The 13,982-nt window shown below is 68.8% G+C and carries 1 protein-coding gene (cut by a window edge); it reads right to left on the reverse strand.

From position 1 onward, the window contains the following. On the reverse strand, positions 1–13,982 hold the 3' end of the coding sequence (locus tag ACFK0J_RS35930; protein ID WP_378734148.1) for a non-ribosomal peptide synthase/polyketide synthase. 30,145 nt of this gene lie beyond the right edge of the window; 13,982 of the gene's 44,127 nt are visible here — the last part of the coding sequence; its start codon lies beyond the right edge, outside the window — the gene reads right to left on this strand; the stop codon is at positions 1–3.

A 13,982-nucleotide genomic window follows, 5' to 3' on the forward strand; every position in this document is an offset into this window, starting at 1 on the left:
CTACTCCGCGATCACGATCTTGACCTCGTCGGCCGCCTCGTCGGTCGCGTCGCTGGGGGTGACGAACCAGTGGGTGACCTCGCCGTCGGACAGGTCGCTCGCGATGTCGCCGGTCGGGAGGACCGAGAGAGCGCCTGCTGTGGCCGCGGCCAGGAACTCGAGCATGGCGGCGCGGCCGGAGACGGACGCGGTGTACGTGGTCGACTCGTAGTCGACGCCGTACTCCTCGCGGACGTGTTCGGCCTGAGCGAGTGCCTCGGTCTGGGTGATCGCGAGGACTCCGTCGCCCGCCGGGACGACGAAGGCCGGGTGCTCCTCACCGAGCGGGCGGACCCGGTCGGCGTAGGAGACCGGGTGCGCCGGGGCCGCGGCCAGGTCGGCCTGCGTCTTCGGCTCCGACGGAACCAGCCAGCGGATCGCGCTGTCCGGCACCGGGTTCGGAGTAATGCCGAACGTCGCTCCGGCGGCGGCCATGTCGGCGGCGGACAGATCACCGGCGAACAGCAGTGCCGCACCGGCCTTCTGCACCGCCCAGGCCGCGATGACCGCGTCCAGCGAGCGCGGCAGCGCCACCGCGACGATATCGCCCGGTCCCGCACCGCGATCGATGAGCACCCGCGCCAACTGCGAGGAGCGTCGATCCAGTACGTGGTAGGCGATTTCGTCGCCGTCGGCGAGCAGCGCGGGCGCTTCCGGATCTTCCTCGACCACCTCGGCGAGCACCTTGGCGACCGTGTGCGCGCCGACCCGGCCGGTCGGCTCCGGTCCGGAAACGGTTGCCGTGATGCCGGATTCGACCAGCAGGCGGGCCCGTTCACCGGCATCGAGGATGTCGATGTCGCCGACCAGTCCGTCCGGATCGCCGAGCAGCGCTTCCAGCACCCGGATCAGCCGCGCGGACAGGGTCTGCACCTCGTCGGCGGTGAACCGGCTGCCCAGGTACTTGAGCGTCAGTTCGATCGTCGACTCGGCGGTCACCAGCAGTGTCAACGGGTAGTGGGTCGCGTCGTTCACGCCGACACCGGTCACCGACATGCCGTCGATGGAGCTGGCGGCCGAAATGGCCTCCTTGTCCATCGGATACGACTCGAACACCAGCAGCGTGTCGAACAGTGATCCGGTACCCGCCACCCGCTGGATGTCGGTGAGCCCCACGTAGTGGTGCTCGAGCAGATCCGCTTGATCGTGCTGCAACCGCTCCAGCAGCTTGCCGATGGTCTGGCGATCATCGATCCGCAACCGCACCGGCAGCGTATTGATGAACAGGCCGACCATCGATTCGACGCCGGGCAGTTCGGCGGGCCGGCCGGACACGGTGGCGCCGAACACGACATCGCCACGGCCGGTGAGCCGTCCGAGCAGGATGCCCCAGGCCGCCTGCACCAGCGTGTTCACCGTGACGCCGAGTTCGGCGGCGTGTTTGGTGAGTTGCCGCGTGCGGTCCTCGTCCAATTCGGTGATCAGCTTGCCGATCTCGTACTGCTCGGCCGAACGCGGTTGCGGCGCAAGCTGTGTCGGCTCGTTGACACCGTCGAGCGCGGTCGCCCACGCCCGCAGCGACGCCTCCCGGTCCCGCCCGGCCAGCCAGCCGAGGAAGTTGCGGTAGGAAGCCACCCGCGGCAGCGCGCTCTGATCGCCACGAACCGCGTACAGCACCAGCAGATCCCGCATGAGCAGCGGCATCGACCAGCCGTCCAACAGGATGTGGTGGGTGGTGATCGCCAGGTGCCACTGCGCCGCGTCGGTGCGGAACAGCGTGAACCGCAGCAACGGCGGCACCGCCATATCGAAGTGCGTCGCCTGATCGGCCGCGACCTGCCTGCGCAGTTCGGCGGTCCGCTGCTCGGCGGGCAACTCGGTCAGATCCACCTCGCGCCACGGCGCCTCGATCCGGTCGAGCACGACCTGCACGGCCTGCCCCTCGGAGTCGGTGACGAACGCGGTGCGCAGGTTCGGGTAGCGATCGATGATGCCCTGCGCGGCCGCGCGCAGCCGCTCGACATCCAGCGCGCCGCCGAGGTCGACCACCGCCTGCATGGTGTACACGTCGACCGTCGCCTGGGTCATCATCGCGTGGAACAGCAGACCGGACTGCAGCGGCGACAGCGGCCACACCTCGGCCAGCGCCGGGTAGTTCCGTTCCCACAGCTCGATATCGGTCTGGCCGACCCGCACCAGCGGCATGTCCGACGGCGTGAAACCGCCCGCGTCCGGCCGCCGCGCATGCGTGGCCAGCGCGGTGAGCGCCGCGACCCAGAGGTCGGCGAACTCCTGCACCTGTTCCCGGGTCAACAGCCCGGACGGGAAGGCGAACGCCGCACCCAACTCCGGCCCGTCGGCACCGTCGGTGACGATCGCGTTGATGTCGATCGTCGCGTTGGCTGGCATGTCCAGATCCATGTCGCCGTCGAGCTGTCCGAGGTCGGCGACCGGCATCCAGCCGATTTCCGCGAGCTGCTCGGGGATCTCCCCGGCCGACATCCGGCCCAGATAGTTGAAGCTGATCTGGCCCGCGTCGCGCAACCGCTGACCGGTCGCCGAATTCAAGTGGCGCAGCAGGCCGTAACCGAGGCCCTTGTCCGGCACGGCGAGCAGCTGCTCCTTGACCGACTTCACGATCTCACCCAGCGCGGCGCCACCGGCGAAGGCATCGGTCAGATCGTTGTCGCCCAGGTCGAGTCGCACCGGGTAGGCCGTGGTGAACCAACCCACGGTGCGCGAAAGATCCGCACCCGGCACGACCTCTTCTTCGCGGCCGTGACCCTCGAGCTTGACCAGCGTCGCCGAACCCGCACCACGCCAGCGCGCGACCGCCATGGCCAGCGCGGACAGGAGTCCGTCGTTCACACCGCCGCGGTAGAGGCCGGGGATCGCGGTGAGCACCGCGTCGGTGACCTCGGCGGGCAACGTGACCTCGACCCGTTCGACGGTGGCGAAGGTGTCCACCTTCGGGTCGAACGGCCGGGCCCCGAGCAGCGGGTCCGGTGTCGTCGAAACCTGCTGCCAGAACGGCAGTTCCGCGAGTCGCTCGGGCGACGAGGCGGCCTCGACCAGGCTGTGCGCCCAGCGCCGCATCGAAGTTCCGTTGGCGGGCAACGCGACCTGCTGACCGGCGACCAGCTGCGACCAGGCGACCGCGAAGTCCGGAATCAGGATGCGCCAGGACACACCGTCGACGACGAAGTGGTGCGCGACGATGAGCAGCACATCACGGCGCTCCCCGCGCCCGATGGCGGCGTCCGCGGGTCCCTCTGTGGTTACGCGGGCCGCCGCCTCCGGGCCTTCCGCTCCCGCCGCGTCGAACGCGAACCAAATAAACTGCGCCATCACCGCATTCGCCGGATCCAGCCGGCCGAGCGCGGCGTCGAACGCCTCGCTACCGACCCGGCGCAGCTCCGCGTCGTCGACGTCGGCGGCCAGCTCGACCCGATGCACCATGGCATCCACGTCGACCGCACCGGGCGCCAACGCCTCGAACTTCCACCGATCGCCACCGTCCGAACGCTCGGAAGCCGTGCGGCGCAACCGCGTCCGCAGCACATCGTGGTGATCGAACACCGCCCCGATGGTCGCGACCAGCGTCTCCCGGTCGATACCATCCGGCAGGCGCAGCGCCATCGTCTGCGAGAAGCGTTCGTAGGACGAGCCACTCGACAGGATCTGCGTCATGATCGGCGTCAGCGGAATCTCGCCGACCCCGCCACCGGGCAGCTCTTCCAGCTTCACCTGTTCGGCACCCGCACCGAGCGAGGCGATTTCGGCGAGCGAGGCGACGCTGCGCCGCTCGAACACGTCACGCGGGGAGAACACGACGCCGCGCGCCTTGGCCCGCGACACCAGCTGGATGGACAGGATGCTGTCGCCGCCGAGCGCGAAGAACGAGTCGTCCAAACCGATCTGTTCGACCCCCAGCACCTCGGCGAACACCTCGGCGATGATCGCCTCGATCTCGCTGGCGGGCGCGCGGAACTCACGCGGCGCGAGCACCGGCTCGGGCAGCGCCTTGCGGTCGAGCTTGCCGACCGGGGTCAGCGGGATCTCGTCCAGCACCACGATCGCCGACGGCACCATGTGCGGCGGCAGACTCCGCGCGGCGTGCTCGCCGAGGCGGACCGTGTCGATCTGGTGGCCGGGCACCGCGAGCACGTAGGACACCAGGATCGTCGCACCCGCCGCGGTCTGCTTGCCGAGCGTGATCGCGAACTCGACATCCTCGTGACCGGCGAGCACGGTGTCGATCTCGCCGAGCTCGATGCGGAAGCCGCGGATCTTCACCTGGAAGTCCGAGCGGCCCACGTAGTCCAGTTCCCACCGCACCTCGGGCACGGCGGCATTACCCGCGCGCTCGCCGGGCTCGGCGAACCAGCGCACCACGTCACCGGTGCGGTACATCCGCGCACCCTCGTTGCTCCACGGATTGGCGACGAACCGTTCCGCGGTGAGGTCGGGACGGTTGTGGTAGCCACGCGCCACCGCGCCACCGGCGAGGTAGAGCTCACCCGCGACACCCGGCGGCACCGGGTTGAGCCGCGAGTCGAGCACCAGCGCCGACATGCCGCGCACCGGAAGGCCGATGGTGATGTGCCTTCCCGGGGTCAGGCTGGCGTAGGACGAGATGATCGTCGTCTCGGTCGGACCGTAGGCGTTGAAGTACTTCCGGCCCGGCTGCCACTTGGCCAGCAGTTCCGGCGTGGTGACATCGCCACCGACGGAAGCGACTTCGAGCGCCTCCATGCCCGCCGGATCCACCGTGCCGAGCACCGCGGGGGTGATGATCGTGTGCGTCACCCGCTCGGTGCGCAGCAGCTCGGCCAGCTCCGGTCCGCCGATGATGTTCGACGGCACGATCACCAGCGTCGCACCGGTGTAGGCGGCACACAGCCATTCGAGCACCGACGGGTCGAAGCTCGGCGAGCAGATGTGCAGGAACCGGTGGTGCGCCTCGAGGTGGTACAGGTCGGTGGCGACACCGACCAGGCCGCCCATACCCGCGTGGGTCACGGTGACGCCCTTGGGCATACCCGTCGAACCCGAGGTGTAGATGACATACACCGGGTGCCGCATGGCCAGCGAGGAAATCCGATCCGCGTCGGTCACCGGCGCCGGGGACTCGGCGTCGATCAGCTCACCCAGCTCAGGATCGTCCAGCCGCAGCCATTCGACGTCGCGCGGCAGGCGATCCACGTACTCGCTGGCGGTGATACCGATGACCGCGCCGGAGTCGTTGACCATGTGCCGCATCCGGTCTTCGGGGTAGGTCGGGTCGATCGGCACGTGCGCGCCACCGGCCTTGGCCACCGCCCAGAACGCCGCGACCATTTCGTAGGAACGCGGGAAGGACAGCGCCACAATGCGTTCCGGGCCGACACCGCGATCGATCAGTACCCGCGCCAGCCGCGACGAGTACTCGTCGAGCTCGCGGTAGGTGATCGAGCGACCCTGGTAGCGGACCGCGATCTGCTCCGGGTCCAGCCGCGCGCCCCGCGCGAGCAGGTCCGGCAGCAGCCCGGTGGCCATCACGTCCTCGCCGTGCACGTGCGTCAGCAGGTCGTACTCGGCCTCGTCGAGCAGCGGCAGGTCACCGATCGGGGTGGCCCGGTCGGTGGCGATCGCGTCGAGCAGCCTGGTGAACCGCTGCGCGAACACCTCGACCGTGGCGTCGTCGAACAGGTCACGGGCGAAGGAGAACTCGGCGTACATGCCCGCGCCGTCGGCGGCGCCCGCGGCCGCCTCCCTAATCGTCAGCGACAGATCGAACTTCGCCGTGTCGACATCGAAATCGACCGCCCCGACGTGCAATCCGGGCAGTTCGAAGCTGGTCTCCGGCAGGTTCTCGAACGACAGCGCCACCTGGAACAGCGGGTGCCGTGCGGTCGAGCGCTCCGGGTTGAGCAGTTCGACGAGCCGCTCGAACGGCAGGTCCGCGTGCGCGAAGGCCTGCAGGTCGGCGTCCTTGGTCCGCGCGAGCAGCTCACCGAAGGTCAGATCGCCTGCCACGTGCGAGCGCAGCACCAGCGTATTGACGAACATGCCGATCACGTCGTCGAGTTCGGCCTCGCCACGTCCGGCCACCGGGGTGCCGATGGCGATGTCGTCGGTGCCGGACATCCGCGTCAGGAACAGCGCGAGCGCCGCGTGCACGAGCATGAACATGGTCGCGTTCTGTTCCCGCGCGACCTCGGTGAGCCGTCGATGCAGCTCGCCGTCGATCGGGAACACCACGCGCCCACCGACGAACGACTGTGTCGTCGGCCTGGTCCGGTCGGCGGGCAGGTTCAGCTCGTCCGGCAGCCCGGCCAGTGCGGTACGCCAGTACTCGGCCTGCTGGGAGATCAGGCTCGTCGGATCGGTTTCCGAACCGAGCACGTCGCGCTGCCAGATGCTGTAGTCCGCGTACTGCACCGGCAGCGGCGCCCAGCCCGGGGGCACCCCGGCCGAGCGGGCCGCGTAGGCGAGCATCACGTCGCGGGTCAGCGGGCCCATCGACCAGCCGTCGGCGCTGATGTGGTGCACCACGAACACGAGCACGTATTCGCTGTCGGTGACCCGGAACAGCTTGGCGCGCAACGGAACTTCGGCGGTGACGTCGAATCCGGCGGTGACCACGTCGATGATCCGTTGACGGATGTCTTCGGCGGCAACGGTTTCCGGCGTCAGGTCCGGCACGGCCTGTTCGGCGGGCAGGATGACCTGGGTCGCGGCGCGACCCTGTTCCGGGTAGACGGTACGCAGTGTCTCGTGCCTGCTGATGACATCCGCGACGGCGGCTTGCAGCGCGCCGACATCGAGGTCGCCGGTGAGCCGCACCGCGACCGGGATGTTGTTGACGGCCGAGGCGGTATCGAATTGGTTGAGGAACCACATGCGCTGCTGGGCGAGCGACAGCGGAACCTGTTCCGGACGCGGGCCCGCCACCAGGGCGCGGCGGCCACCGGCACCGGCGTGCTGTTCGACCTTCACGGCCAGACCGGCGACGGTCGACGCTTCGAACAGCGCGCGCACCGGGACTCGCACATCGAGCGCGGCACCGATCCGAGCCGCGACCTGAGTAGCCAGCAGCGAGTTACCACCGAGACCGAAGAAGTCGTCGTCGGCACCGACGCGCTCGACACCGAGCACCTCGGCGAACACCGACGCCACGATCTCCTCGATCGGGGTCGAGGGCGCACGGAAAACTTGAGCCTCGAACTCCGGCTCCGGCAACGCCTTACGATCCAACTTGCCGTTCACGTTCAACGGCAACGCATCCAACACCACAAACGCCGACGGCACCATGTACGACGGCAACGCGGCGCTGAGTGTCGACTTCACCTGCGCCACATCGACATCACCGTTCGACGGCACCAGATAAGCGACCAGTCGATCACCGGTCCTGGGATCGGACTTGGCGACCACCGCGGTCTGCGCGATCCCCGGCAACCCCAGCAGTGCCGCTTCGATCTCACCGAGCTCGATCCGGAAACCACGGATCTTGACCTGGAAGTCGCTACGACCCCGGTACTCCAACTCACCGGAAGCGTTCCACGCCACCACATCACCAGTGCGATACATCCGAGCACCGGACTGGAACGGATTGGCAACGAACCGATCCGCCGTCAGATCCGCACGACCGAAGTAGCCACGCGCCAACTGCGCACCTGCGAGGTAGAGCTCGCCCGCCACGCCGTCCGGAACCGGCCGCAGCCGCGAATCCAGCACGTAGACCTGGCTGTTCCATTCGGGCAGGCCGATGGCGACGGAGGTTTCGTCCGCCCTGGTCACCCGATGGCTGGTGATGGACACCGCGGCCTCGGTCGGACCGTACAAGTTGAACAGCTCAACGCGCGGGTAATCACGCACGAACCGCTGCGCCAACGCACCAGGCAGTGCCTCACCGATCGCCAACACCCGCCACAACGAGTTCGGGAAGTCACCGGCGGTGAGCGCGTCGAGCATCGACGGGACCACATGCAGGGTGGTGACCCACTCGCGGGCCATCAACTCGTTGAGATACGCCGGGTCCCGATGACCATCAGGCGCGGCAATCACCAAACGACCACCACACACCGCAGCCGACCAGAACTCCCACACCGACAAGTCGAACGTCGCCGCGGTCTTCAACAGAATCGCATCAGCAGCATCGAGACCGAACTCGGTCACCTTCCACTGCAACTGATTCGCAATCGCCCCATGCGACACCGCGACACCCTTGGGGCGACCGGTCGAACCGGACGTGAAAATCACATACGCGGTGTTGTCCGGGCGAAGTGGTGCCACCCGATCAGCATCGGTGATCGGGGACTTGTCCAGACCCTCGAGATCGAGCTCGTCCAACCGCACCACCGGCGCGACATCGGTATCGAACTCAGCATCGGCGTTGGTCAGCACACACACCGGCCCAGCCGTCTCGAGAATGTAGCCGGTCCGCTCAGCAGCCTGATCCGGATCCACCGGCACATACACACCACCGGACTTCGCCACCGCATACATCGCCACAACCAGATCCACCGACCGCCGCAACGCCAACCCAACCCGCGACTCCGGACCCACACCCAACGAAATCAAATGCCGCGCAAGACGATTCACCCGACCATCGAGATCACCATAGGTGACCGACGCGCCGTCCTCGGTGACCAGCGCGACTTCCTTCGGTCCGGCCGCGACCGAGGCGTCGAGCAGCGACACCAGCGTCGCCGACGAATCCACCACGTAGTCGGTTGCATTGCGCGCGGCGATCAGCTGGTTTCGCTCCGCGGCATCGAGCAGTTCGATATCGCCGACCGCGGTGCGCGGCGCGGCGATGATCTCACCGAGCAGGCGGGCGAACCGATCGACGAAGCCCTGCACCGTATCCCGGTCGAACATATCGGTGGCGTAGGTGAAGAACCCGGTGATGCCCTCGGGCTCGCCCGCGTCACCGTAGCGGTCGGTCGCTATCAGGTGCAGATCGAACTGGGAGAGCTCGGTATCGATGTCGAGTCCGGACACCGTCAGGCCCGGCAGCTCCAGCCCGGCCTGGGCCAGGTTCTGGAACGACAGACCCACCTGGAACAGCGGATGCCGCGCGGTGGACCGGACCGGGTTGAGCACCTCGACGAGTCGTTCGAACGGCACATCGGCATTCGCGAAGGCCTGGATGTCGATCTCACGTTGCCGCGCGAGCAGTTCGGTGAACGCCATGCCCGCGTCGACCCTGGTGCGGAACACCAGTGTGTTGACGAACATGCCGATCAGGTCGTCCAGGACGGCCTCGCCACGACCCGCCATCGGCGTGCCGATCGCGATGTCGTCGGTGCCCGACAGCCGGGCCAGCAGCACCGCGAGCGCGGTGTGCACGACCATGAACAGCGTCGCGCCCTCGGTGCGGGCGAGCTCGATCAAGGCCTGGTGCGTCTCGGCGTCGATGCGCAGTTCGACCTTGCCACCGGCGAAGGACTGCACCGCGGGGCGCGGGCGGTCCGACGGCAGATCCAGCTGGTCCGGCAGGTCCGCCAGCGCCTGCCGCCAGTAGGCGACCTGCTTGGATGCCAGCGACTCCGGGTCGTCCTCGCTGCCGAGCAGTTCGCGCTGCCAGATGCTGTAGTCGGCGTACTGCACCTCGAGCGGCGCCCAGTTCGGCGCCTCGCCGGCCGAACGCGCGGCGTAGGCGATCATCAGGTCACGGGTCAGCGGGCCGACCGAGGAACCGTCACCGGAGATGTGGTGCACCACCATCGCCAGCACGTATTCGACCTCCGGCGCGACCGAACCCGCCGTGGTGTCTTCGGCGGCCGCCGTACCCGTCGAGTCGCCGGCGATCTGGAACAGCGCGACCTTCATCGGCACCTCGGCGGTGACGTCGAACATCGTCGATGTCAGTGCCACCACGGCGGATTCGATGTCGGCCGGTGCGACCACGCGCACTTCGAGGCGCGGCACGGCCTGCGCGGGCGGCAGGATCACCTGCACCGGACCGCTGTCGGTCTGCGGGTAGATGGTGCGCAGGATCTCGTGCCTGCTGACCAGGTCCGCGATCGCGGCACGCAGGGCGGCCACGTCGAGAGCACCGGTGAGCCGCACCGCGATCGGCACGTTGTACGCCGCCGACTGGGTGTCGAACCGGTTGAGGAACCACATGCGCTGCTGCGCGAGCGACAGCGGAATGTGTTCCGGGCGTGGCCCCGCGGTCAGCGCCTTGCGGCCACCGGCGTCGGCGTGCTGCTCGACCCGAACGGCCAGTGCGGCGACGGTCGATGCCTCGAACAGCAACCGGACCGGCACGCGGGTGTTCAGTGCCTCACCGAGGCGGGCCGCGACCTGGGTCGCCAGCAGCGAGTTACCGCCCCAGGCGAAGAAGTCGTCGTCCAGACCGAGCCGTTTCGATTCGGTCCCTTCGCGATCCGAAAGCCGCAGCACGTCGGCGAAGGTGTTCGCCACGATCTGCTCGATCGGCGTCGTGGGCGCGCGGAACACCGCCTTCTCGAAGGTGGGCTGCGGCAACGCCTTCCGGTCGAGCTTGCCATTGGCGTTCAACGGCAGCGCGTCGAGCTCGACGAACACCGACGGCACCATGTACGACGGCAGCTCCGCGGCCAGCGCGGTCTGCAGTGCGCGCTTGTCGAGCTGACCCGACCGCGGCACGACATACGCGACCAGCCGGTCGCCGATGCTCGGATCGGTGTGCGCGAGCACGGCGGCCGCGGTGACCGCGGGCTGCCGCAGCAGCGCGGCCTCGATTTCACCGAGCTCGATGCGGAAGCCGCGGATCTTCACCTGGAAGTCGGTGCGGCCACGGTAGTCCAGCTCACCGGCGGCATTCCAGGCCACCAGGTCGCCCGTGCGGTACATGCGCTCGCCCGGTGCGCCGAACGGGTCGGCGACGAACCGGTCGGCGGTCAGCTCGGGCTTGCCGAAGTAACCGCGCGCCAATTGCGCACCGGCCAGGTACAGCTCACCGGACACACCGGCCGGGACCGGCCGCAGCCTGGTGTCGAGCACGTAGACCCGGCTGTTCCATTCCGGCGCGCCGATCGACACCGCGATCTGGTCGGCATCGGTGACCAGGTGGCTGGTGATCGACACCGCGGCCTCGGTCGGGCCGTACAGGTTGAATAGTTCGGCGGAGTTGGCGCGGCGGAACCGCTGCGCGGTCGCCGCGGGCAGCGCCTCACCGATGGCGAGCACCCGGCGCAGCGAATGCGTCAGGCGGCCAGCGGATTCGGTGAGCAGCGCGTCCAGCATCGACGGCACCACGTGCAGCGTGGTCACGCCGGTGCCGCGCATCAGCTCGTTGAGGTAGGCCGGATCACGGTGACCGTCGGCCGCCGAGATGACCAGGCGGCCACCCGATCCGGCCGCGGTCCAGAACTCCCACACCGACAGGTCGAACGTCGCGGCGGTCTTCAGCAGGATCGCGTCGTCCGCGCCGAGCCCGAATGTCGCGATCTCCCACTGCAACTGGTTGACGATCGCGGCGTGCGGTACGGCCACACCCTTGGGCTGGCCGGTCGAACCGGAGGTGAAGATCACGTACGCGGTGTTCGCCGGGGTCAGCGTGGCGCGGCGTTCGCCCGCGGTCACCGGGCCGGCCGCGAAGCCGGTCAGGTCGAGCGCGTCGAGTTGCACGGTTTCGGTGGTGGCGGTGCGGAAACCGTCGCGGCCGGTGGTCAGCACGCAGACCGGTGCCGCGGTGCCGAGGATGTAGTCGGTCCGCTCGGCGGGCTGGTCCGGATCGATGGGCACATACGCCGCACCGGATTTCGCGACCGCGTACATGGCGACCACGAGATCGGTGGACCGGCGGATGGCCAGCGCCACCCGGTCCTCCGGGCCGACGCCACGCTCGATCAGGTAGCGGGCCAGGCGGTTCACCCGGCTGTCCAGCTCGCCGTAGGAAAGCTCCTGCTGGCCGGTCGGATCGTCGGCGACGAGCGCGATCGCATCCGGTGTCGCCGCGACCGTGGCATCGAGCAGCGACACCAGCGTCGCGGTGGTGTCGACCTCGTGCGCGGTGTCGTTCCACGTGGTGAGGATGCGGGTCTGCTCGTCCTCGGCGAGCAGATCGATCTCACCCACCGGCCTGGTGGCGTCGGCGACCACGGCGTCGAGCACGCGCACGAACCGGTCGGCGAAGCCCTGCACCGTGTCCTCGTCGAACAGGTCGATGGCGTAACCGAATTCGGTGATGATCTCGGCGGGCGTGCCGTCCTCGGCGTACCGGTCGTACAGCGTGACGTGCAGGTCGGTCTTGGCCAACTGCGAGTCGAAGTTCACTGCGCTCACCGACAGGCCGGGCAGCTCGAAGGTGGTCTCGGCCAGGTTCTGGAACGACAGACCCACCTGGAACAGCGGGTTGCGCGCGGTGGAGCGGACCGGGTTGAGCACCTCGACCAGTCGCTCGAACGGCACGTCGGCGTTGGCGAACGCCTCCAGGTCGCGTTCCTTGACGTCGGCGAGCAGGTCGGCGAAACGGTCGCCCGGCGCGACTCTGGTGCGGAACACCAGGGTGTTGACGAACATGCCGATCAGGTCGTCGAGTTCGCGTTCACCGCGGCCCGCGATCGGGGTGCCGACCGCGATGTCGTCGGTGCCGGACAACCGCGACAGCAGCACTGCCAGCGCGGCGTGCACCACCATGAACAGCGACGCGTTGTTGGCGCGAGCCAGTTCGTGCAGGCGGGCGTGTCGCTCCGGGGAGATCTCGAAGCGAATCGCCTTGCCCTGGAACGACTGCGCGGGCGGGCGCGGCCGGTCGGCGGGCAGCTCCAGCTGATCGGGCAGCTCGGCGAGCGCGGTCTTCCAGTAGGCGACCTGCTGGGCGGCCAGCGATTCCGGATCGTCTTCGGAACCGAGCACCGCACGCTGCCAGAGCGCGTAGTCGGCGTACTGCACCGGCAGCGGAACCCACTGCGGCACTTCGCCTTGCACGCGGGCCACGTACGCGGCCATCACATCGCGGGCCAGCGGGCCCATCGACGAACCGTCCGCGGCCACGTGGTGCACGGTGAAGGCGAGCACGTGCTCGTCCGGCGCGATCCGGAACAGCGCCACCGCCAACGGCACCTCGACGGTGACGTCGAAGGTGGTCAGCGCGAAGGCGATGACCGCGTTGAGCAGATCGTCCTCGGTGACGTCGACCGGGGTGAGCGCGGCCGCGGACTCCGCCGCGGGCCGGATCACCTGGTGCGGGCCCTCCGCGGAGCGCGGGTAGGTGGTGCGCAGCACTTCGTGGCGGGCGAACACGTCACCGATCGCCTGCTCCAGCGCGGCGACATCGAGCGTGCCCGACAGCCGCACCGCGAGCGGGATGTTGTCGACCGCCGAGGTCGCGGTGTCGAACTGGTTGAGGAACCAGTAGCGCTGCTGTGCGGGCGAGAGCGGGATCCGCGCCGGACGCTCGCCGGTCTCCAGCTTGGGCCGGTGCCTGCCGGAACCCGCGTTGCGCTCGACCTGGGTGGCCAGCGCCGCCACGGTGGACGCCTCGAACAGGTCGCGGACGGCCAGCTGGGTGTCCAGCGCGGCACCCAGCCGCGCGGTCACCTGGGTGGCCAGCAGCGAGTTGCCACCGAGTTCGAAGAAGTCGTCGTCCAGGCCGACCCTGGCGACGCCGAGCACGTCGCCGAAGGTGCCCGCGACGATCTCCTCGATCGGGGTGGCCGGGGCGCGGAACACCTTCGCCTCGAACACCGGCGCGGGCAGCGCCTTGCGGTCCAGCTTGCCGGAGGCGTTGAGCGGGAATTCCTCCAGCACCACGAACGCCGAGGGCACCATGTACGCGGGCAGCTCGCCACCGAGTTCGGCGCGCACGCCGTCGATGTCGATCGTGTGGCCGCTGGTCGGCACGACGTACCCGACCAGCTGATCGCCGAGACGGTCGTCCGAGCGCACGATCACCACGGCCTGAGCGATGGAATCCAATGCGGTGAGCGCGGATTCGATCTCGCCGAGCTCGATGCGCAGGCCGCGCAGCTTCACCTGGAAGTCGGTGCGACCCAGGTACTCCAGTTCGCCGCGTGAGTTCCAGG

Source organism: Nocardia brasiliensis (assembly GCF_042691675.1).
GTDB lineage: Bacteria > Actinomycetota > Actinomycetes > Mycobacteriales > Mycobacteriaceae > Nocardia > Nocardia brasiliensis_D.